The organism is Arthrobacter nitrophenolicus (assembly GCF_000332815.1).
Lineage (GTDB): Bacteria > Actinomycetota > Actinomycetes > Actinomycetales > Micrococcaceae > Arthrobacter > Arthrobacter nitrophenolicus.
This window is the reverse complement of record NZ_AOFD01000037.1, coordinates 1-21,109: the sequence shown is the minus strand read 5'-3', so window position 1 is coordinate 21,109 and position 21,109 is coordinate 1. Positions and strand designations below refer to the sequence as shown.

General features: G+C 66.6%; 17 protein-coding genes, 1 tRNA gene, 1 other RNA gene and 4 pseudogenes. 15 read left to right on the top strand and 8 right to left on the bottom strand.

Going from position 1 to position 21,109, the window contains the following annotated elements; genetic code table 11:
• Positions 1-131: 131 nt before the first annotated feature.
• The 6 genes from G205_RS13570 to G205_RS13545 are packed head-to-tail and all read left to right on the top strand — an operon-like array spanning position 132 to position 5,810.
• Complete coding sequence (locus G205_RS13570; RefSeq protein ID WP_009358473.1) at positions 132-878, top strand: sugar phosphate isomerase/epimerase family protein; 747 nt, start codon at positions 132-134, stop codon at positions 876-878.
• On the top strand, positions 875-2,011 hold the full coding sequence (locus tag G205_RS13565) for a Gfo/Idh/MocA family protein (protein WP_009358472.1): 1,137 nt from the start codon (positions 875-877) through the stop codon (positions 2,009-2,011). Before G205_RS13570 ends, G205_RS13565 begins: the two co-directional genes overlap by 4 nt.
• A gap of 17 nt (positions 2,012-2,028) precedes the next feature.
• Complete coding sequence (locus G205_RS13560) at positions 2,029-3,222, top strand: Gfo/Idh/MocA family protein (protein ID WP_009358471.1); 1,194 nt, start codon at positions 2,029-2,031, stop codon at positions 3,220-3,222.
• 1 nt (position 3,223) lies between these two features.
• A complete protein-coding gene (locus G205_RS13555) occupies positions 3,224-4,225 on the top strand; it encodes a sugar phosphate isomerase/epimerase family protein (protein ID WP_009358470.1) in 1,002 nt (333 codons plus the stop codon).
• A gap of 3 nt (positions 4,226-4,228) precedes the next feature.
• The gene (locus tag G205_RS13550; protein ID WP_009358469.1) at positions 4,229-5,245 is read left to right on the top strand and encodes a Gfo/Idh/MocA family protein; all 1,017 of its coding nucleotides are present in this window, start codon (positions 4,229-4,231) and stop codon (positions 5,243-5,245) included.
• Between the two features lie 31 nt (positions 5,246-5,276).
• The gene (locus G205_RS13545; protein ID WP_035753084.1) at positions 5,277-5,810 is read left to right on the top strand and encodes a GNAT family N-acetyltransferase; all 534 of its coding nucleotides are present in this window, start codon (positions 5,277-5,279) and stop codon (positions 5,808-5,810) included.
• Positions 5,811-5,814: 4 nt separating this feature from the next.
• On the opposite strand, the pseudogene G205_RS13540 reads toward G205_RS13545, so the two are convergent.
• Positions 5,815-7,951, bottom strand: a pseudogene (locus tag G205_RS13540) (amylo-alpha-1,6-glucosidase).
• A gap of 57 nt (positions 7,952-8,008) precedes the next feature.
• Positions 8,009-9,069, bottom strand: a pseudogene (locus G205_RS13535) (glycosyltransferase family 4 protein).
• A gap of 219 nt (positions 9,070-9,288) precedes the next feature.
• On the opposite strand from G205_RS13535, the gene G205_RS13530 reads away from it, so the two are divergent.
• Both G205_RS13530 and G205_RS13525 read left to right on the top strand, forming a co-directional pair.
• Positions 9,289-9,987 (top strand): DsbA family oxidoreductase, encoded by a 699-nt coding sequence (locus G205_RS13530; protein ID WP_009358467.1) that lies wholly within the window; start codon positions 9,289-9,291, stop codon positions 9,985-9,987.
• 53 nt (positions 9,988-10,040) lie between these two features.
• Complete coding sequence (locus tag G205_RS13525) at positions 10,041-10,691, top strand: TetR/AcrR family transcriptional regulator (protein ID WP_009358466.1); 651 nt, start codon at positions 10,041-10,043, stop codon at positions 10,689-10,691.
• Between the two features lie 33 nt (positions 10,692-10,724).
• Here G205_RS13525 and G205_RS13520 read toward each other — a convergent pair whose 3' ends face one another.
• Both G205_RS13520 and G205_RS13515 read right to left on the bottom strand, forming a co-directional pair.
• Positions 10,725-11,405, bottom strand: coding sequence for a LytR C-terminal domain-containing protein (locus tag G205_RS13520; protein WP_035753067.1), 681 nt, complete (start codon positions 11,403-11,405; stop codon positions 10,725-10,727).
• Complete coding sequence (locus G205_RS13515; RefSeq protein WP_009358464.1) at positions 11,398-11,697, bottom strand: type II toxin-antitoxin system VapB family antitoxin; 300 nt, start codon at positions 11,695-11,697, stop codon at positions 11,398-11,400. Before G205_RS13515 ends, G205_RS13520 begins: the two co-directional genes overlap by 8 nt.
• Positions 11,698-11,844: 147 nt before the next feature.
• On the opposite strand from G205_RS13515, the gene G205_RS13510 reads away from it, so the two are divergent.
• A complete protein-coding gene (locus G205_RS13510; RefSeq protein WP_009358463.1) occupies positions 11,845-12,774 on the top strand; it encodes a Cof-type HAD-IIB family hydrolase in 930 nt (309 codons plus the stop codon).
• 26 nt (positions 12,775-12,800) lie between these two features.
• A complete protein-coding gene (locus G205_RS13505) occupies positions 12,801-14,462 on the top strand; it encodes a stealth family protein (protein ID WP_009358462.1) in 1,662 nt (553 codons plus the stop codon).
• A 90-nt stretch (positions 14,463-14,552) separates the two neighbouring features.
• Here the strand turns inward: G205_RS13505 and G205_RS13500 are convergent, their stop codons facing one another.
• Together G205_RS13500 and G205_RS13495 are read right to left on the bottom strand one after the other, a co-directional pair.
• Positions 14,553-15,482 (bottom strand): phosphodiesterase, encoded by a 930-nt coding sequence (locus G205_RS13500; RefSeq protein ID WP_009358461.1) that lies wholly within the window; start codon positions 15,480-15,482, stop codon positions 14,553-14,555.
• Between the two features lie 159 nt (positions 15,483-15,641).
• Positions 15,642-16,144: pseudogene (locus G205_RS13495) on the bottom strand (glutathione peroxidase).
• Positions 16,145-16,284: 140 nt separating this feature from the next.
• Here G205_RS13495 and G205_RS22110 point away from each other — a divergent pair.
• Positions 16,285-16,905, top strand: a complete 621-nt coding sequence (locus G205_RS22110) for a hypothetical protein (protein ID WP_052014129.1) — start codon at positions 16,285-16,287, stop codon at positions 16,903-16,905.
• A 74-nt stretch (positions 16,906-16,979) separates the two neighbouring features.
• Here the strand turns inward: G205_RS22110 and G205_RS22945 are convergent.
• A pseudogene (locus G205_RS22945) lies at positions 16,980-17,333 on the bottom strand (M23 family metallopeptidase); the annotation flags it as partial.
• Between the two features lie 589 nt (positions 17,334-17,922).
• Here G205_RS22945 and G205_RS13485 point away from each other — a divergent pair.
• A complete protein-coding gene (locus G205_RS13485) occupies positions 17,923-18,843 on the top strand; it encodes an oxygenase MpaB family protein (RefSeq protein ID WP_009358459.1) in 921 nt (306 codons plus the stop codon).
• Between the two features lie 74 nt (positions 18,844-18,917).
• Here the strand turns inward: G205_RS13485 and G205_RS13480 are convergent.
• A tRNA-Ser gene (locus G205_RS13480) sits at positions 18,918-19,005 on the bottom strand.
• Positions 19,006-19,334: 329 nt separating this feature from the next.
• Between G205_RS13480 and G205_RS13475 the strand changes: the two genes are divergently transcribed.
• The 3 genes from G205_RS13475 to G205_RS13470 form a co-directional block, all read left to right on the top strand.
• Positions 19,335-19,685 carry a YqfO family protein gene (locus G205_RS13475; protein ID WP_035753075.1) on the top strand — a complete coding sequence of 117 codons (351 nt, stop codon included), beginning with the start codon at positions 19,335-19,337 and terminating at the stop codon, positions 19,683-19,685.
• Positions 19,686-19,700: 15 nt separating this feature from the next.
• An RNA gene (gene ffs / locus G205_RS21195) (signal recognition particle sRNA small type) lies at positions 19,701-19,797 on the top strand.
• A gap of 21 nt (positions 19,798-19,818) precedes the next feature.
• Positions 19,819-21,109: DNA polymerase III subunit gamma and tau (locus tag G205_RS13470; protein ID WP_152419588.1), on the top strand; the 1,291-nt coding region annotated here is incomplete at its 3' end.

Below are 21,109 nucleotides of genomic sequence, written 5' to 3'. Positions count from 1 at the left end.
AGATAACACGGGGACTTCTTCCTGTCACTTCAACAACTTTTGCTTGACGTCCGTCAAAAGTCCTTCTAGCTTTGCACTAGACCGCCAGGCCACTTTTTATGCCGATGCCCGCCACCGAAGCCAGGAGCACCATGTCCTACGCACTTCAGCTGTACACCGTCCGCGACGCAATCTCGAGGGACCTGCCGGGCACCATCAGGAGGGTTGCCGAGATCGGTTTCTCCCAGGTGGAGCCCTACAACTTCGTTGCCACCGCCAAGGAACTGGGCGCCGCGCTGAGGGAAAACGGGCTCACCGCGCCTTCCGGCCACGCCCCGTTGCTCAGCCAGGACCAGGACGGGATCTTCGCCGCGGCCAGGGAACTGGGCATCCGGACGGTCATCGAACCCTACATTCCGGCGGAGCGGTGGCAGGATGCCGAAGCCATCAAGGCCACGGCCGCCGCGCTCAACGCCGCGGCCCGGAAAGGCGCGGAATATGGTGTCCGGGTGGGCTACCACAACCACGCCTGGGAGCTGGAGTCCATCATCGACGGCAGGACCGCACTGGAATACTTCACGGAACTGCTCGATCCGGAACTCGTCCTGGAGGTGGACACCTACTGGGTGGCGGTCGGCGGCCAGGACCCGGTGGACATCCTTGCCAGGCTCGGCGACCGGGTGAAGTTCATCCACATCAAGGACGGCCCCCTCACCGCCGACACCAAGGCCCAGCAGCCCGCCGGGCAGGGGAAAGTCCCGGTCATGGACGTGATCGCCGCGGCACAGTCCCTGGAGGTGGGCGTGGTGGAGTTCGACGACTACGCCGGCGATATCTTCGAGGGCATCACCGAAAGCCTGTCCTTCCTGACCGCTTCCGGCGAAGGGATCAAGGCATGAGCAGCCCCGCAGCCTCTTCCCGCCGGGGTCCGGTGGGTGTCGGCGTCATCGGCGCCGGCAACATCAGCAAGCAGTACCTGGACAACCTCACGGTTTTCCCCGACCTGAAAGTCCACGTCATCGCGGACCTGTTCGAGGAGGCCGCGGAAGCCCGGGCCGCCGAATACGGGATCCCCGAGTGGGGCGGCGTGGAGAAGGCGCTGAACCACCCCGACGTCGAAATCATCGTCAACCTCACCATCCCGGCGGCCCACGTCGAGGTGGCAACGGCAGCCGTGAACGCGGGCAAGCACGTCTGGACCGAAAAGCCCATCAGCCTGGACCGGGAATCCGGGCTGGGCCTGCTCAAGGCCGCCGACGCTGCCGGGATCCGGCTCGGCTGCGCACCGGACACATTCCTGGGCGCCGGCCTGCAGACCGCCCTCCGGCTCATCCAGCACGGCGACATCGGCACGCCGCTGACCGCGATGACCACGTTCCAGACCCCGGGCCCGGAATCATGGCACCCCAACCCGGCCTTCCTCTTCCAGTCCGGGGCAGGCCCGCTGTTCGATATGGGCCCCTACTACCTCACCACGCTGGTCCAGGCCTTCGGCTCCATCCGCAAGGTTGCCGCCGTCGGCTCCAAGGCCAAGGAGGTCCGCGTCATCGGCTCCGGCCCCAAAGCCGGCGAGGAGTTCACCGTGGAAGTGCCTACCCACGTCTCGGCCATAGCCCAGTTCGAATCCGGCGCCTCCTCGCACAGCGTCTTCTCCTTCGAGTCCCCCCGGGTCCGGATGGGCTTCGTTGAAATCACCGGCACAGAGGCCACCATCTCCCTGCCGGACCCCAACAACTTCGACGGCGACATCAGGCTCTGGCGCGCCGGAGACGAGGACTGGACCACCATCCCGGCCACCGGCCCGGCCAACGGCCGCGGCATGGGGGTCCTGGACTTGGCCCGCTCCCTCCGCGCCGGTGTCCCCCACCGCGCCACCGGCCAGCTGGCCTACCACGTGCTGGACAGCATGGTCTCCATCTCCGAGTCCATCGAATCCGGGACCTTCGTCGACGTCGAAAGCTCCGCCCCGGCCTCCGCTCCCCTGCCCGAAGACTGGGCACCGGAGACCTTGACCCTTGGCGGCACCGCATGAGCCGGGCATCAGGGACCATGAATCCGGGCGCCAAGGGAACAGGCACCAACGGTCCGGGCGCCAGGGGTCCGCTGGGCGTCGCCGCCATCGGTTATGCGTTCATGGGGAAGGCCCACTCGAACGCATGGCGGAACGTTGCCAGCTTCTTCGACGTCCCGGCGATCGAGCAGAAGGTCCTGGTAGGCCGGGATGCAGGGCAGGTTGCCGACGCCGCAGCGAAGTACGGCTGGGCAGAATCCGCCACGGACTGGCGCGAGGTGATTGCCCGGGACGACATCCACATCGTTGACATCTGCGCCCCGGGCTGGATGCACGCAGAGATCGCCATCGCCGCGCTCGAGGCGGGCAAGCACGTCCTGGTGGAAAAGCCCCTGGCCAACACCCTCGCCGAAGCCGAGGCCATGAACGCCGCCGCGGCAGCCGCCCGCACCCGGGGTGTCCAGTCGATGGTCGGCTTCAACTACCGCCGCGTGCCCGCCCTGGCCCTGGCCAGGGAACTCATCGCCGAAGGCCGGGTGGGAACGGTCCGGCACGTCCGCGCGGCCTACCTGCAGGACTGGCTTGCCGACGAGCAGGCACCCATGACCTGGCGGCTCCGCAAAGAGACCGCAGGGTCCGGGGCCCTCGGGGACATCGCCTCCCACGCGGTGGACCAGGTCCTGTTCCTCCTCGGCGGCCAGGTCACCGAGGTCACCGGCCGGCTTCAGACCTTCGTAAACCGCCGCCCCGGCCCGGACGGCCCCGAGGACGTGACGGTCGACGACGCCGCCTGGGCCACACTGACCCTCGCCTCCGGAGCCATCGCCTCGGTCGAGACCTCCCGGGTGGCCACGGGACAGAAGAACAGCCTGAGACTCGAGATCTACGGGGACAAGGGCAGCATCCACTTCGACCTGGAAAACCTGAACGAACTCGGCTTCCAGGACGCCACCGCCCCGGCCCGCGAACAAGGCCTCCGGCGGATCCTGGTCACCGAACCGGACCATCCCTACCTGGACGCGTGGTGGCCGCAGGGCCACATCATCGGCTGGGAACACACCTTCACCCACCAGATCCGCGATTTCCTCACCGCCATCCAGGCTGGAAGCCAGCCCTCGCCGTCGTTCGAGGAGGGACTGAACGTCCAGTACATCCTCAACGCCGTGGAGGAATCCGCCGCCACGAAGAGTGCACTCGTCCATGTTGCCGACAGAACCTCCAAAGGAGCCTGACATGCCCCGCCCGTTCACCCTGTTCACCGGCCAGTGGGCCGACCTGCCCTTCGAGGAAGTCGCAAAACTCGCCTCCGGCTGGGGCTATGACGGCCTCGAGATCGCCGTCTCCGGCGACCACCTGGACGCCTGGCGCTGGGACGAACCCGGCTACGTCGAATCCAAGCTCGAGGTCCTGGACAAATACAACCTCAAGGTCTGGGCCATCTCCAACCACCTCACCGGCCAGGCCGTCTGCGATGACCCCATCGACTTCCGGCACCAAGGCATCGTCCGCTCCAAAGTCTGGGGCGACGGCGACCCCGAAGGCGTCCGCACCCGCGCCGCCGAGGAAATGAAACACACCGCCCGGCTCGCCAAAGCCCTCGGCGTGGACACCGTCGTCGGCTTCACCGGCTCCGCCATCTGGCAGTACGTGGCGATGTTCCCGCCCGTCCCGCAAAAAGTCATCGACGCCGGCTACCAGGACTTCGCCGACCGCTGGAACCCCATCCTGGACGTCTTCGACGAATGCGGCGTCCGCTTCGCCCACGAAGTCCACCCGTCCGAGATCGCCTACGACTACTGGACCACCGTCCGCACCCTCGAAGCGATCAACCACCGCGAAGCGTTCGGCCTGAACTGGGACCCGTCCCACATGATGTGGCAGGGCATCGACCCCGTCTCGTTCATCTGGGACTTCAAGGACCGGATCTACCACGTGGACTGCAAGGACACCAAGGTCCGCCAGACCGGCCGGAACACCGTCATGGGCTCCCACCTCGCCTGGGGCGACCCCCGGCGCGGCTGGGACTTCGTCTCCGCCGGCCGCGGCGACGTCCCATGGGAAGCATCCTTCCGCGCCCTCGCCGCAATCGGCTACAACGGCCCCATCAGCGTCGAATGGGAAGACGCCGGAATGGACCGCCTCCACGGCGCCCCCGAAGCCCTCGCCAACCTCAAAAAATTCGACTTCCCCGCCTCCACCGCATCCTTCGACGCCGCCTTCAGCAGCAAGGACTAGGCCGTGCCGAACCACAGCGGCGGCACCTCCGACGGCCGGCTCCGCTGGGGAATCCTCGGCACCGGCTTCATCGCCGACCTGCAGGTACGGGACCTCGTGGACAACGGGTTCGCGGTCCAGGCGGTGGGCTCCCGCTCCCTGGAAACGAGCCAGGCATTCGCCGCCCGGTTCGGCATTCCCACAGCCCACGGCAGCTACGTGGACCTGGCGGCCGACCCGGATGTCGACGTCGTGTACGTTGCCACTCCCCACGTGTTCCACCACGAAAACGCCCTGCTGGCGCTGAACGCGGGAAAGCATGTGCTGGTGGAGAAGGCCTTCACCATCAACGCCCGGCAGGCGCAGGAGATCGTGGACCTTGCCGCCGGGAAGGGCCTGGTTGCGCTGGAGGCGATGTGGACCCGTTTCCTGCCGCATATGGCACGGCTACGCGAGATCGTGGCCGGCGGGGTCCTTGGCGAGGTCCGCAAGGTGGTGGCAGGCCACAACCAGGACCTTCCCAAAGACCCCGCGCACCGGCTCAATGATCCTGCACTGGGCGGCGGCGCCCTCCTGGACCTGGGCGTCTATCCGGTGTCGTTTTCCTTCGACGTCTTCGGTGCCCCGCACCGGATACTTGCGAGCGCTGCGATGACCGCAACCGGGGTGGACCGGCAGACGGCGGCCATCTTTGAGTATGCGGACGGGCAGCAGGCCCTCGTGGACTGCGCGCTGGATACTGCGGGGAACAACCGGGCAGCCATCATCGGCACCGGCGGCTGGGTGGAGATCGAATCCGTTTGGTACAACCCCACCCCGTTCACCCGGTATGACGTATCGGGAAACATCCTGGAGCAGTTCAACGAGCCCGTGCAGGGCCGGGGCATGCAGTACCAGGCCGCGGAACTCGAACGGCTGGTCCGCGAAGGGCTGACCGCGGGCACCATGCTGCCGCCCGGCGAGAGCGTGGCCATCATGGCCGCCCTGGACGAGATCCGGCGCCAGATCGGGCTCACCTACGACGCCGACAGGCAGCCTTAGGATGGAGGGCACCCTTAGGATGGAGGGCACCATGAGCCACACCATCCGCAAAGCAACACCGGACGACGCCGGGGCGCTGGCCGCGCTGGCCGCCGTCACCTTCCCGCTGGCCTGCCCGCCGTCGTCGTCACCCGAAGACATCTCCGCCCACCTGGCCAACACGCTCACCGAGCGGCATTTCCGCGGCTACCTCGCCGACCCGGACGTCACCGTCCTGGTGCTGGACTCCGGCCACCGGCTCAACGGGTACAGCCTGCTGGTCAACCGCCCGGCTGCTGACCCGGACGTGGCCTCCGCGCTCACCCTGCTGCCGTCCGTAGAGGTCAGCAAGTGCTACGTGCACCCCGAGCACCACGGCCTGGGTGCCGCGGCCGAGCTGATGCACGCCAGCCTCCAGGCAGCCGCCGACGCCGGCGGCGCCGGGGCGTGGCTTGGCGTCAACAGCCAGAACGCCCGGGCCATCCGCTTCTATGAGAAGTCAGGGTTCCGCAAGGTGGGCACCAAGTCCTTCCAGCTGGGCAGGACCGTGGAACACGACTTCGTGCTGGAGCGTGAAGTCCCGTAGTTCCTCAGTAGCCTTCGGGCGGGTAAGCCAAGGGCGGGCGCGGAACCGGCAGCAGCTTTACGCCCGGCGGCAGCCCGTCGATGCTGCCCTCAGCCCCGCGGGCTTTGATGGTGATCCGGGACGTGTCCAGCAGCACGTTCTCGGCCCGGAACTCGCCCACGGATTCCGGCAGGATCGGTGACAAGTGCACCACACCACGGGTGTAGACGGGATCGAAGCGGAGCAGCACGCGGGCCAGCTGGACCGGCGCGGCCGCCGCCCAGGCCTGCGGCGAGCAGGCAGTGGGATAGGGCACCGGCCCGGGGAACTCGCCCCGGTCGAAGCCGCAGAAGAGCTCGGGCAGCCGGCCGTCGAAATGCTCGGCGGCGTCGAAGATCCCCTTGGCCACCCGCTTGGCTTCGTCCACAAAGCCGTAGCGCATCAGGCCGGTGGCCGCCAGGGCGGTGTCGTGGGGCCAGACGGAGCCGTTGTGGTAGCTAACGGGGTTGTAGGCCCCCATGTCGGAGGCCAGCGTCCGGATCCCCCAGCCGGTGAACATTTGCGGTGACATCAGGTGTTCGGCAACGGACGCCGCCTTGTCCTCGTCCACGATCCCGGTCCAGAGGCAGTGGCCCATGTTGGAGGTGCAGGCATCCACCTGGCGCTTGTCCTTGTCCAGCGCGACGGCGAAGTACCCCTTGTCAGGCAGCCAGAACTTCTCGTTGAAGGCAGATTTCAGTTCGGCTGCACGGTCCGCCCAGTGGTTCTCCAGCGCCACGTCGCCGTCCCAGCGGGCCAGCAGTGACCTGCCGATGTAGGCGGCGTAGACGTAGGCCTGGACTTCGCACAGGGCGATGGGGGCTTCGGCCATGGTGCCGTCGGCAAAGTTGATGCCGTCCCAGGAGTCCTTCCAGCCCTGGTTGACCAGGCCGTGGGCGTTGGGCCGGCAGTACTCCACAAACCCGTCGCCGTCCCGGTCGCCGTACTGTTCAATCCAGTCCAGTGCCCGGTCCGCGTGCGGCAGCAGCGGCCGGATCACGTCGCGGGAAAGCCCCCAGCGGCTCAGTTCGCCCAAAAGGGCAACGAAGAGCGGCGTGGCATCAGCCGTTCCGTAGTAGGCGGTACCGCCCAGGGACAGTCCGGCGGTGACGCCCAGCCTGACCTCGTGCGGGATGCGGCCGGGTTCCTCCTCGGAGTCCGGGTCAACCTTCTTCCCCTGGATCCCCGCCAGGGTCTGGAGCGTACCTGCGGCCAGGTGGGGGTTGACCAGCAGGCTCATGTAGGACGAGAGCAGGGAGTCCCGGCCGAACAAGGCCATGAACCACGGGGCGCCGGCGGCAACTGCCGCGCGTTCCGGATGGTGGGCGTCAAAGATGCGCAGCGCACCCAGGTCCCGCTGGCTCCGGTTCAGCAGTTCCTGCAGCTTGACGTCCTCGATGCTGAGCCGCGGTACGCCTTCTTCCCAGTCCAGGTGCCGGCGGACGCCCTCACGGTGGTGGGGCAACTGCCCGTCACGGAACGGTTTCTCGGGCGGCTGCCCGTTCACCAGCGGCACGACGATGATGCTGACGGCCCACTTGCCCCGGGCCGGGACGGTGGCACGGAAACGGAGCCCGTCCGTGCTGACGGCCGCGCCTTTGGCACTGACCACCGTTCCGCGCTGCTGGCCGTGCCGGCTGGCTTCGATGACGAGCCTGCCGTCCACCACCTCACGGGTCGCGTCGTCAACACCGCTGGTCCGGGCGCCCTTCACGTCGAAGAGGTCGGCCTGGTCCGCATCCACGAGGAGCTCGATATCGCATTCCACCGGTTCGGCGGCAAAGTTCTCCAGCGTGATGTCGTCCTGGAGTCCCGGCCCGATATGGCGGACCTGCCGGACCACCAAGGGGCTGTCAAACCGTCCCCCAGGCCAGGTTGCCCTGCCCACGAACGTTGCCTCGAAAGGATGCGGCCGCTGAGCCACCAGGGGTTCCCGCAGCGCCGTTGATGCGCAGGACCCAGCCGGAAATAATGCGGGTGTCCTGGAAGAACACGCCGTTCGCGCTGCCGTCGGGACTGATGTCACCGCTTCCGGACGAGATGCAGAACGACGAGCCTTCAAGGATGGTCACGGAACCGGAGTCGGAGACGGATGCCTCGTTGTCTTCGTTCCAGGCGGTCATGGACGGACTCCCTATCTCCAGCGGCGGGTGCTGCCGGGACCGGTTGCCCGCCCGCCCTTAACGATTCTGGTGCAGGCCCGCCGCATCCGGAACCCCCGACGGCGATCTGCCGCCAAGGAGTTCACCGAAGAGCCGCAAATGCTGCGCCACCATCCGGCCGGCACTGAACCGCTGTTCCACCGAGGCCCTGCAGCGGCCCCTGTCCAGCCCTGCGGCAGCCTCGACGAACCCGGCCAAGGTTTCCGTGCTGCCCAGGAAACCGGTCCTGCCGTGTTCCACAATCTCGGGCGCCGATCCTATCGAAGTGCCGATGACGGGGGTTCCGGTGGCCAGGGCCTCGATCATCACCAGGCCAAACGGCTCCGACCACTGGATCGGGTTGAGGAAGGCCACGGCTTCGCCCATCAGCCGGTACTTGGTTGCGTCGTCCACTTCCCCCACGAACTCTTCGTTGGTCCCAGGAGCGGTTCGATTTCCTGGCGGAAGTAGCGGATTTCGTCAGGCTCATGCATCTTGAGGGCAATCCGCAGGGGCAGCCCTGCCTGCCGGGCGATCATGATGGCTTCCAGCAGGCCCTTGTCCGGGCATGCCCTGCCCACGAAGCACAGGTAGCCGCCGCTGCCGCTTCCGACCGGAACGGCGGAGACGTCCATGCCGTGGTGGATGACCTGGGTGACCGGGACGTCCGGGGCATGGGATGACTGGTCGCGCGAGATGGCGATGATGGCGGTGTCCCTGGCCATGGCGCGGTAAAGGTCGACAGCCAGGGCATTGAGCGGGCCGTGGATGGTGGTCACCACGGGAATGTCCTTGGCCCGGCGGGCGTAGAGCGGCCCCGCCAGCGTGTGGTCGTGGATGATGTCCACGCCGCCCAGCCCCTCGTAGGCCCGGATCACATGGCTGAGTTCTGACATGGTGGAACCGAGCGCGTCGCGGAGCGCCGGCCTCATTCCCGGGACCAGCGGGACGGGGCAGGTGCTTTCCGCGGGTGCCGCCAGCAGCACCTCATGCCCGGCTGCCGTGAAGCCCCGGGCAAGGCTGTCCACAACCCTTTCAATTCCGCCGTAGGTGACCGGTGGAATGGGAATCCACGGTCCTGCAATAAGTCCAATCCGCATTCCTGGCCTCCAGGTGATGTGGCCGGGCTCCCCAGCTAACCAGACACGTGGCACCGCAGGGGGCATTGCAATCCATCCGGCGGTGTTTGGAAGAACAATGGCCTCTGCTTGACCTATATCAGACTATTGCCCAGGATCGGCCCGGCCACAAGACCCAGTGTGGGGTATCTAACACGCACCTTCCGGAATGGCTGCTCCAGCCGGGCGGTTGTTCACACCATGAAGATTGAGATCTGGTCAGATGTGGCCTGCCCGTGGTGTTTCATTGGCAAGCGCCGTTTCGAGGCCGCGCTGGCCGAGTTCCCCCATCGCGACGCGGTGGAGGTCACGTGGCGGAGCTACCAGCTGGACCCCACCCTTCCGGAGCACTATGACGGCACGGAGCTGGAGTACTTGAGCACGCGCAAGGGGATGCCGCCGCAGCAGGTTTCGCAGATGTTCGACCATGTCGCGCAGCAGGCCAGCGGCGAGGGCCTGGACTACCACTTCGACAAGGTGGTGGTGGCGAACAGTTTCATGGCGCACCGCCTGATCCACCTAGCCGCCGCCCACGGCCGGCAGGACGCTGCCAAGGAGCGCCTGCTCAGCGACCATTTCGAGCACGGCAAGGACATCGGCAGCCGGGAGTACCTGGCCTCGCTGGGCAAGGACCTGGGCATTCCCTCCGGCGAGCTCGAGGAACTGTTCACCACGGACAAATACGCCGACGATGTCCGCTCCGATGTTGAAGAGGCGCGGTCCCTGGGCATCAGCGGCGTCCCGTTCTTCGTCATCGACCGGAAGTTCGGACTTTCCGGGGCCCAGCCCGCAGCGACGTTCACTGCTGCGCTGGACCAGGCCTGGCAGGATGCCAATCCGCTGGTACTGGTGAACTCGGGCGAGGGCGACGCCTGCGGCCCCGACGGCTGCACGGTCTGAATTCGGGCACGTCCCGCAACTGGTTTACTGACACACAGCGGTAAAGTGTCTGTATGCCAAGGATTTCAGCGGCCAGCAACGCCGAGCAGCGGGCGGACACCCAGCGGCGCATCCTCACGGCCTTCGGTGAACTCCTCTTCTCGCACGGCCTTCCCGGCCTGACCATGACGGACGTGGCCCGGCACGCCGGTGTGGGCCGGACCGCCGTCTACAACTACTACGCGGACATCGAGGAACTGCTGATCTCGTACGCCCTGGACGAGACGGAGAAGTTCCTCACGGAGCTGCGCGAGGCCCTGGACCGGCTGGACAACCCGGTGGAGCGGCTCGCGCTGTACGTGCGCGCCCAGGTGGTGGACCTCAGCCGCCGCCACCTGCCTCCGGGACCCGCCATGGGCGCCGTGCTGTCGCCGTCGTCCTTTGCAAAACTTGCCGACCATGTGGGCGAGCTGAGCGTGCTGCTGCAGGGCATCCTGCGCGACGGAATGGACCAGGGCTACCTCCCGGTGGCGGACATCGGGCAGCAGGCGCAGCTGATCCTGGGGACGCTCTCCTCCAGTGCCGCCAGGGGCAGCGACGAGCCGGCTGAGCTGGAAGCGCGCGTGGCCAGGACTGTGCGGTTCATCCAGCTGGGCGCCGGGGCAAGGTTCGACGACGAGGGCCACCCCGTGCGGATCGCCCAGCTTCCCGCCGTGGCGGGCTAACTTTCAGGAGCGGTGCTTCAGGACGCCGGCACTTCAGGACACCGGCGCCGCGGACGGCATGACCGGCCACCTGTCGTCATCCGCAACACGGCGGCTTTCCCGCGGACAGCTGAGCGTGCCGGGTGTCTGGTCCACGAGGTCGGGCGGTGCCAGGGCCCGGTAATCCTGGGAAAGGATCACATCCACGCTGCCGTCTGTCCTGCCGTCCTGGAAGTAGTCCGAACCCGGCAGGTTCCGCTGCACGCTGAAGGCGGCCGATTGTCCGGCTGCACCCGAGATCACGGCCGCCACGCCCCGGTAGCCTGCATCGATGTTGCCCACGTCCGCCACCACGAACTTGCGCGCCAGGAACTCGTCCGCCACGGACCGGGCAAGGCCCGGCCTGCTGGTGGAGTTGTAGACATTGAGGTTGATCTGCTCAGGCGGCGTGTAGTCAAACGTGGCCGCGGGGCAGGTGGAGACTTTTTCGTCGGCCGGTTCGGCTGTTGGAATGGAGAACCGGCCGTTGATGATCGCCAGGGCCGTGATGATGCCCGCGGCGATCACGCCGATGAGGAGCACCAGCACAATGCCGTGGAGCACCCTGCGGCGCACCCTGGCGGTATCGTCGGCGTCCAGGGCCGCCGCGTCGAATGTGGCCCGCAGTTCCGGACCGCTCACCACGTGATGGCCGTGCAGGATGCTGGCATCCTGCACCTTCCTCTTCCTAGCCATCGAGCACCAGGACCCGGGCGTGGATCGCGGTGCGCTGGTGCAGTGCCGTCCGGACGGCCCGGTGCAGGCCGTCCTCCAGGTACAGGGTCCCCTGGTACTGAACCACATGCGGAAAGAGGTCGCCGAAGAAGGTGGAGTCCTCTGCCAGCAGGGCCTCCAGGTCAAGGGTGCGCTTGGTGGTCACCAGCTCGTCCAGCCGCACCGGCCGCGGCGGCAGCGACGCCCACTCCTTGGGCGTGCTGTAACCATGGTCGGGGTAAGGGCGGCCCTCGCCCACAGCTTTGAATATCACCCTGCAACCCTAGGCATCCCGCCAACCGGAGCGAAAGTGCCCGGCCGCGCCCCCGGCAGGTTGTGGCCAAACAGTGACCATGTCACAACCGGTGATCTTCGGTCGCCCGTTCAGGAACTGCCGGGCGCTGCTGAAAGAATAGGCCCCATGACAGCATCCGAGTCCCCTGCCATGCCCGTGCCCGGCGTCCGCACGCCGTCCACCCCGCCGCTGGCGCTCCTGCTGGACGTTGACGGTCCGGTGGCGAGCCCGGTCACGCGGGACGTCAAACCGGAGATCATCAGCGACCTGGTGGCCCTTGCCACGGCCGGGATCCCCGTCGTCTTCAACACGGGCCGCTCGGACGCCTTCATCCGGGAACAGGTCATGGCGCCGATGATCGAGGCCGGAATTCCCGGTGGCACCATCATCCACGCCGTCTGCGAAAAGGGCGCGGTCTGGTTCAGCTACACCTCCGCCGGCCCCGGCCCCATCCATGTGGACCGTGAGCTCGCCGTACCCGCGGCCTACGGGGACGACGTCCGCCGGCTGGTCGCCGAGGACTACGCCGCGCACATGTTCTTCGACGAGACCAAGCGGGCCATGGTGTCCGTGGAGCAGCACATCGAGGTCCCCAGCGCCGAGTACCTCGCGGAGCAGAAGCTGTTCGACGCCGATGCCATGGACCTGATGGCACGGCACGGGCTGGGCGTGGTCCGGCTTGACCACCATGCACCGAATTCCGACGACGAGGTGGACTACCGCGTGGACCCCACCATCATCTCCACCGACATCGAGTCCGTCCGCCTCGGCAAGGACCTCGGTGCCAGCCGGGCCGTGGAACTGCTGGCAGCGCAGGGCATCACGCCCGAGGCCTGGCGGACAGTGGGCGATTCCCGCACGGACTACGCCATGGCGGACTGGCTGCACCACAACGACCATGCCGTGAAGCACGTGGATGTCCGTCCCGCGGACGGTGTTCCGGCGAAACCGTACGACGTCCTCACCGCGGCCGATCTGGGGCTTGAAGCCACGGTCATCCACGACGACGCCGGCGGCGCTTTCCTGCGCAGCTGGCGGGAGGCGCTGGGCGTCTAGGGCCGCGGCCGCCGGCCGGCCGAAACATGCCGTTTCCCGGGCGGGGCTATCATGCAGGTAGGAACGCATACTTCACCAGCACGGAGATAACCATTACAGAAGCACCGGTTCAGGACGAAATCTACTTCGGTGGCCAGGCGTCCGTAGAGGAACAATTCCACGAGGAGGCGACGTCCGCTGCTGCGGAACGGCGCCTGAAGCACCGCCCCGACGTCATCAGGCACAAGGGCCGCTATGCCCTGCTCAATTACAACAGGACCCACTACCAGGCCATGGTGGAGGACCTGCTGTTTCTGCGGAACGTCCTCGCGGAGTCCGGCCTGGCCTACCTGCTGGTCCGCGGCAACAATGACCGCCCGGTCATCGCCCTGGACTGGAAGGACAGGAAGAAGCTGCGCGCTGCCCTGGTTGAGGCCTGCCGGGACGAGCCCTTCTACTCCATGACGGTGGATGCCAAGAAGAAGACCGCCGTCCTTGTAGCCGACGGCGAGCTTTCCACCAGCCGCCAGGCACGCATCTTCCGGTTGTACCGGCCGCGGGTTGAGCCCGGGGGCGGCTTCGAGTTCGGCGCTTCTGCAGGCGTGCAGATCGAGCTCTGGTCCTTCGAGGGCGAGGAGATCATCCTTCCCATCGAGAACTCCCTGACGCGCCGGACCCTGCTGCGGCAGGACGCGGTCCGCGGGACGGTGGAGCGCTACGGCCACACCTGGCCCACCATCGAGAACATGTTCGCGGACCACGCCAGCGACATCAGCTTCGACATCGACCTGGTGTTCTCCTGGGTGGACGGCAGTTCCCCGGAGTACATTGCTGCCCGCCGCGCCCAGCAAAAAGGCCATGTCCTCGGCGAGGGCGACGACCACGAGGCACGCTTCCGGCAGATCAACGAACTGAAGTACGCGCTGCGGTCCGTCTACATGTTTGCGCCCTGGATCCGCCGCATCTTCATCGCCACGGACTCCCCTGCCCCTGCATGGCTGGCGGACCACCCCTCCGTGACGATCGTCCGGAGCGAAGAGTTCTTCAGCGACCCGACAGTGTTGCCCACGCACAACTCGCAGGCTGTGGAATGCCAGCTGCACCACATCGAGGGGCTCTCGGAGCACTTCCTCTACTCCAATGACGACATGTTCTTTGGCCGGCCCGTCAGCCCGGATTTGTTCTTCACCCCCGGCGGGATCACCAAGTTCATTGAGGCGGAAACCCGGATCGGCCTGGGCGAGAACGCGGCAGAGCGCAGCGGCTTCGAGAACGCCGCCCGGGTAAACCGCAAGCTGTTGTGGAACCGGTTCGGCCGGATCACCACGCGGCACCTCGAGCACTGCGCCGCACCGCTCCGCCGGAGCGTCGTGGCCACCATGGAGCACGAGTTCCCCGAGGAGTTCCGGAAGACTGCGGCCAGCCGGTTCCGCGCCGCGGACAACATCTCCGTCACGAACTCGTTCTACCACTACTACGCGCTGCTGACCGGCCGCGCGGTCACCCAGACGGCCGCGAAGGTCCGCTACGTGGATACCACCATGCGCGCCGGCCTGAACTACCTTCCCAAGCTGCTGGCCAAGCGGAACATGGACTTCTTCTGCCTCAACGACGGCAGCTTCCCCGAGGTGGACGCTGACGAGCGGGCCGAAGTAGTGACCGACTTCCTGGAGAAGTACTTCCCCGTCAAGGCGCCCTGGGAGAAGTAGCACGCGCACTCCCTGCACGGCACAAACAGATGGCCGGCCCCGACGTCAACGGGACCGGCCATCTTTTTGCTTCTTCTACCTGCCCGAGTTTTACCTGCTGGAGGACGCGCCCAGCCGGGCTCCGCTGCGTTGCTTGGTGGTCTCGGGAATCCGGACCCCTGCGGCCTCCAGCCGCCGCGCGGTCTCTTCGGGGGTCACGTACTCGCCCACCGTCGTCGAACTGCCCAGCGGCACCACCGAATGGACAATGGTGTGCTCATAGACGTGCACCAGGTTGAAGGCCTGCCCGCCGTCCTGCCCGCGGGTGCCACCCACCGGGACATTGAGGTCCTGGGTGTAGCAGCTCGCCGAAGCCACGGAGACGGGGATGCCGGCGAAGGTGCCGGTGGTGGAGTAATGCAGGTGGCCGGCCAGGATGGTCCTGACATCCGAGTTGCGCACCACCGCGGCCAGCGAGGCCTGGTCCCGCAGTTCCACCAGCACCGACAGGTCCAGGACCGACGGGACAGGTGGATGGTGCAGTGCCAGGATGGTGCCGTCGGGAGCCGGGGTCTCCAGTTCGCGGGCCAGCCATTCCAGCTGCGACTGGCTCAGCTCGCCGTGGTGAAACCCGGGAACCGAGGTGTCCAGGGTGATGACGCGCAGGCCGTTGATGAAGTAGCTCTGGTCCACGGGCGCGTCATTCCCTGGCTGGTCCAGCAGGCCCTTCCGGAAGTTCGCCCGGTTGTCGTGGTTGCCCATGGCCCAGATAACCTGCGAGCCCATCTCGTCGCACGCGGGCTCCACGATGGCGCGCAGCTTCCGGTACGCCTCGGGATGGCCTTTGTCTGCGAGATCGCCGGTGAAGATGACAGCCTCAGGGCGCGCCCCGGATGCTTTGACCTCGTCAAAGAGCTGGATGAGGCGGGCTTCGCTGTCAACAACGCCGTACAGGGGGTCCGGACCCCCCAACAGGTGGGGATCACTCAAGTGGAGTAGGAAGTGGCGTGGCCGGGGATGTTCGGCCTCGATGTGCTCCATTGCTACCTCTGTGGTCGGTGGGAAGCCGCTCTTCCCTGGTACCCTTCAGTAATATTTATCCAATCAGACATTTGGCAAACTTTGGGCAAATCGCCGTAGCCGATGTGGAAAAAGATAAAAGAACTGCGCTTCTGCGCATTTTATTCGCCCCAGGGCCGGTCAATCGCCAAGGGCCTTCTCGATGGCGTCGATAATTTCAGCCGAGTCCGGCTCCGTAGTGGGGGCAAAGCGGTCCACCACCTCGCCGTCGCGGTTCACCAGGAACTTCTCGAAGTTCCACTTCACCAGCCCGGGCAGCAGCCCGGACTTGAACTTGGTGAGCTCCGCGTACAGCGGGTGCTGCCTCTTGCCGCGCACCCTGGCCTTCTCCGTCAGGGGAAAGGTCACGCCAAAGTTCCGCTGGCAAAATTCGGCGATCTCGGTGTCGCTGCCCGGCTCCTGGCCGGCAAACTGGTTGCACGGGACGCCGAGGATCTCGAAGCCGCGGTCGCGGAACTTCCCATAAAGGGCTTCCAGCCGGCGTACTGGGGAGTGAAACCGCAGTTGGAGGCGACGTTGACCACCAACACCACCTTCCCCTTGAACCGTCCGAACTCCGTCTCGGTTCCGTCATTCAGGGTCAGCGGGATGGGGTACAGGGACACCGGGGATGTGGTCCGCACAAAGTTGTTCACACCTGTAATTCGGAGCAGGTCAGCCCCTGTACGGGTTGGCCTGCCGACTTTTCCGCGGACCTGCCCTCTTCTAGGGGACTGGTGCCGCGGTTTGTTCCGGCGTCGCTGGTTCCAGCGTTACGGGCTCGGTGGGTGCCGGTTCGGTGGGTGCCGGTTCGACGGGGGCCGGCGCGGGTTCGGTGGGCACCGGCTCAGTCGGCACTGGCTCAACCGGAGCCGGCGCAGGCTCGGTCGGTGCCGGCTCAACCGGAGCCGGCACAGGTTCGGTGGGCACCGGCTCAGTCGGCACTGGCTCAACCGGAGCCGGCACAGGCTCGGTCGGTGCCGGCTCAACCGGAGCCGGCACAGGCTCCGTCGGCACAGGCTCCGTCGGCACTGGCTCCGTCGGTGCTGCCTCGATCGGCGAGGCAGACGGCTCCGGGGGCGCCGTCGTCGGCTCGGTGGGAGACGCTGACGGCTCGGTCGGCGAGGCAGACGGCTCCGGGGGCGCCGGCGTCGGCTCGGTGGGAGACGCTGTCGGGTCGGTCGGCGAAGGTGACGGCTCGGTCGGCGAGGCAGACGGCTCGGTGGGGGCCGGCGTCGGCTCAGTAGGTGACGGCGCAGGCTCGGTGGGCGAAGTTGAAGGGGTTTCCGCCTCGGAGTGCGTCGGCAGCTCCGGCTCGGCTGGCTGCACCGTCGGCTCCGTGTCCTTGATTCCAGGCAGGGTCCAGTCAAGCCAGTCAGCCGGTGAACCAGAGCCCGGGACATAGGACAATGCCTCTTCCAGGCCACCACCAGCGAGCGCCGTGAGGCCCACGAACTGCCACTTCAAGGGGCTTACATGCCAGCCGTTCAAGATGGTTTCGAAGTGCAGATGGCAGCCGGTTGACCAGCCTGTGCTGCCCACCCGCCCAACGACTTGGCCTGCCTGCACGCTATCGCCCCTGCGGACCGCCAGCGATTCGAGGTGGTTGTACGTGGTCACCAGGCCGTTGCCGTGGTCGATCTCCACCCGGTTGCCACCGCCCCAAGGATGCCAGCCCGCGGCCCGGACCACACCGGAGTCTGCAGCGTAAACTCCGGTTCCGCAGGGGGCAGCATAGTCCTGTCCCAGATGGAAGTCGCCGGCCGTTCCGGTCAGTGGGCTAATTCGGAACCCGAAGGGTGAGCTGGGATTCAAGACTTCCAAGGGTGCCATAAGGAATCCGGCAGCGGGCCTTCCAACCCCGTTGTAACCAACTTCCACTGGCAAAGGCCGCTCGGGACCTGAACCGGTGACCACCGGCCGCGGGAACGACACCACGGCTTGCGGGTTGGCGGGTATGGAATGCGGGAGGGAGTCCAGGTCCGGGCCTTCCGCTCCCCGGAGCACCACTCCCGCCGGCTCGGCGGCCTGGCCTCCAGGACCGGGAGGGACAGCTTTCCCTGCCGGATCCGCAGGGCTTTCCGCAGGCGTCCCGGAGACCGCCGGCAACAGCTGCGCCTCGCGACCATCCGACAGGTTCAAGGTGGAGAAGGACACGGCCAAAGCACCGGCAGCCGTCAGGACGCGGACAGTGGGTCGGCGTGTACCCGGGGGTTTTGTGCCCGCACCGGATCCCCGATTCTTGCCCATGGATTGACTCCCGGAGATGTCCCACCCGCACGCTGTCTTGACGGTAGACCCATGGGACCATACGGCTGATGCCCTGTGAACCCCTGAATCACGAAATAGGGGGTTTTGGCCGATATCTTCGGAGTCTCATCCAGGTCGGCGCGCGGCGGCCCGCAGTGGGCAACAATGGGATATGCGGAATTTCCTCCGGAAATGGCAGGACGAACTCAAGAAGACGTTCACGGGAAAGTCGGACGCGCCGCCGGACTGGGCACTGCGGCTGTCGGAGGGAGACGACCCCGGCTACCACCTGCCGGGTTCTGCGGTGTGGGCGGTGCACGGTTCCATGTCCCCCATCGTGGCTGGAATACGCACATTGCTGATGCAATCCCTGCACCCCGGCGCGCTGGCCGGGGTCCACGAGCACTCGAACTTCCGGGAAGATCCGCTGGGCCGGCTGGCGCACACCATCCGCTGGATCTTCACAGTGACGTACGGTTCCAGGGCCGCTGCCGAGGAGGCCTCACGCATGGTCCGCCGTCTGCATGAACCTGTGCAGGGCAGCTACAGCGACAACCAGGGAACCCTGCGCAGCTACAGTGCCAACGATCCCGAGTTGGCCGCATGGATCCATATCGCATTCACCGACGCCTTCCTGACTGCCCACAAAATCTGGGGCGGCAGCATCCCCGGCGGACCTGACGCCTATGTCAGGGAGTGGGCGCAGGCCGGCAGGTTGATGGGCGTGGACAATCCGCCGCTGACCGAAGCGGAGATGCGGCAGCAGCTGGACCGCTGGTACTCGGGCAACGAACTGCGCGTCGACGCCCGGGTGGCTGAGACTGTGGACTTCATCCGCAATGCGCCGCTGCATCCGATGCTCCGCCCCGGCTACCGCATCCTGTTTGCGGGGGCGGTCTACAGCCTGGAGCCACGGTACCGGGCGATGCTCGGGCTCGAGGTACCCCGGCTGGGCCCGTTTCCGCTTCCGGTGAAGCTTGCCACCAAGGCCGTGCTCGGCGTCGTCCGCCTTGCCTTGGGGCCGCGCGGTCCCAGCGAAATGGCCGCACGTGCCAGGCTGCGGCGGCTGGGGTGTCCCGAAGCCGATCTCTAACAGCGTGGTCAGGCCCGGCAAAATGTATTAAATGCAAGAACCCGGCCCCGCAGCTGCGGGACCGGGTTCTCGACTGGCGGAGAATGGGGGATTTGAACCCCCGAGGGCGTTAACCCAACACGCGTTCCAGGCGTGCGCCATAGGCCGCTAGGCGAATTCTCCAACTGCTTCTGAATCAAAAGCAGGTACTAGACTACCTGACGTTTCGCGCATCACCCAAATTGGGGTTCGTAAGGCTTCGGCGACCGGCATACACCCGGGACTGCCCGCACCGTTTCCCGCAATCCGCCTTAACCGGAAATGGACGCCCCCAACGCGCCCATTCCACTGGTACGCCGTTGAGCTGCCGGGTCCGGCCCCGTTCTGCCAGGCCACACAGCTCACAATCTGGAGATTGCCCCAATCGGTGTACATACCCATGATCGTGGGTGCCGGAGGGATAAGCAATGGAAATGCGGGCAATCAGCGGAACTTCGGCGCACAGTGGAATCATGACCGAGCTGCATGCCCTCGTGATCTACTCACCCCGAACCCACACGGAACAGGTCCTGGCTGCCATCGGTGACGCCGGTGCAGGAAGGATCGGGAACTACTCCCACTGTTCCTTCACGACTCCCGGAACCGGCCGGTTCACGCCGGAAGCTGGCGCCCGCCCTTTCCTCGGCTCAACGGGGACGCCGGAAGAGGTGGCGGAGGACCGGATTGAGTGCGTGGTCGACGAGCCGCTCCTGCCACGGGTCGTGGCCGCTTTGCGCGCCGCGCATCCCTACGAAGAGCCGGCTTTCATGAGCTGGCGTGTGGAGGGCTGGCGGCCGGGGCCCGATTCGAACCGTACCGGATGATCGGGTAAAGTATCTGACGGCCCCTCATGTGGCGTCATCCTGTTGAACTCCCCCAGGACCGGAAGGTAGCAAGGGTAGGCGGGCTCTGGCGGGTGCATGGGGGGTCTTTACTATTCCCCCACAGGGCGGCAGGATGTCGGCCCGGATTGGTAGGGTTTTCTCTGTGACAGTTACTACCGCCCTCTACCGCAGATACCGTCCCGACTCGTTCGCCGACGTCATCGGTCAGGAGCATGTCACCGAGCCGCTCATGACGGCTTTGCGGAAAAACCGCGTCAACCACGCCTACCTTTTTTCGGGCCCCAGGGGCTGCGGCAAGACCACCTCCGCCCGCATCCTTGCCCGTTGCCTTAACTGCGCGCAGGGCCCCACGGACACCCCTTGCGGCCAGTGCCCCAGCTGCATCGAACTGGCCCGCGGCGGCTCCGGCTCGCTGGACGTCATCGAGATCGACGCCGCCAGCCACGGCGGTGTTGACGATGCCCGTGACCTCCGCGAGCGGGCCACCTTTGCCCCCGTCCGGGACCGCTACAAGATCTTCATCATTGACGAGGCCCACATGGTCACGTCCGCGGGGTTCAACGCGCTGCTGAAAATCGTTGAAGAACCGCCGGAACACATCAAGTTCATCTTTGCCACCACCGAGCCGGACAAGGTCATCGGGACCATCCGCTCCCGGACGCACCACTATCCCTTCCGCCTAGTACCGCCCGAACCCCTGATGGCGTACCTGGAACTACTGTGCAACCAGGAGAACGTCCCCGTGGCCCCGGGCGTCCTGTCGCTGGTGATCCGCGCCGGAGGCGGGTCGGTCCGTGACTCGCTGTCCGTCCTAGACCAGCTGATGGCTGGGGCCGGTCCCAACGGGCTGGATTACGAACTCGCGGTCGCGTTGCTTGGCTACACCCACGCATCACTCCTGGATGACGTGGTGGAGGCGGTAGCCGCCTCCGATGCCGCCACCGTTTTCCGCGCGGTGGACCGGGTCATCCAGACCGGCCACGATCCCCGCCGCTTTGTTGAGGACCTGCTGGAGCGCTTCCGCGACCTGATCATCGTCAAGGCCATGCCGGAGAGCGCCCACACCATCCTGCGGGGGATGCCGGCGGACCAGATTGCGAGGCTGCAGAACCAGGCGCACAACCTTGGTTCGGCCGAGCTGTCGCGGGCCGCGGACGTCACCAACACGGCACTCACGGAGATGACCGGGGCCACGTCCCCGCGGCTGCACCTTGAGCTGCTCTGCGCCCGGATCCTGCTGCCCACGTCCGACCAGAACGAGCGCGGCCTGGCGGCCCGGATAGACCGGGTGGAGCGCCGCTTCAGCTATGCCGGGAACGACGTCGATGCTCCCGCCGCCGCTGCCGCAACTGGCGCCCCCGCAGCCGCGCCGGCGGCCACGGCCGCATCCACCGCCGCACCTG

Coding starts and splice junctions, on each gene's coding strand:
- G205_RS13570 (WP_009358473.1), top strand. CDS start 132: ATGTCCTACGCACTTCAGCTGTACACCGTCCGCGACGCAATCTCGAGG.
- G205_RS13565 (WP_009358472.1), top strand. CDS start 875: ATGAGCAGCCCCGCAGCCTCTTCCCGCCGGGGTCCGGTGGGTGTCGGC.
- G205_RS13560 (WP_009358471.1), top strand. CDS start 2,029: ATGAATCCGGGCGCCAAGGGAACAGGCACCAACGGTCCGGGCGCCAGG.
- G205_RS13555 (WP_009358470.1), top strand. CDS start 3,224: ATGCCCCGCCCGTTCACCCTGTTCACCGGCCAGTGGGCCGACCTGCCC.
- G205_RS13545 (WP_035753084.1), top strand. CDS start 5,277: ATGAGCCACACCATCCGCAAAGCAACACCGGACGACGCCGGGGCGCTG.
- G205_RS13530 (WP_009358467.1), top strand. CDS start 9,289: ATGAAGATTGAGATCTGGTCAGATGTGGCCTGCCCGTGGTGTTTCATT.
- G205_RS13525 (WP_009358466.1), top strand. CDS start 10,041: ATGCCAAGGATTTCAGCGGCCAGCAACGCCGAGCAGCGGGCGGACACC.
- G205_RS13520 (WP_035753067.1), bottom strand. CDS start 11,405: ATGGCTAGGAAGAGGAAGGTGCAGGATGCCAGCATCCTGCACGGCCAT.
- G205_RS13510 (WP_009358463.1), top strand. CDS start 11,845: ATGACAGCATCCGAGTCCCCTGCCATGCCCGTGCCCGGCGTCCGCACG.
- G205_RS13505 (WP_009358462.1), top strand. CDS start 12,801: ATGCCGTTTCCCGGGCGGGGCTATCATGCAGGTAGGAACGCATACTTC.
- G205_RS13500 (WP_009358461.1), bottom strand. CDS start 15,482: ATGGAGCACATCGAGGCCGAACATCCCCGGCCACGCCACTTCCTACTC.
- G205_RS13485 (WP_009358459.1), top strand. CDS start 17,923: ATGCGGAATTTCCTCCGGAAATGGCAGGACGAACTCAAGAAGACGTTC.
- G205_RS13475 (WP_035753075.1), top strand. CDS start 19,335: ATGACCGAGCTGCATGCCCTCGTGATCTACTCACCCCGAACCCACACG.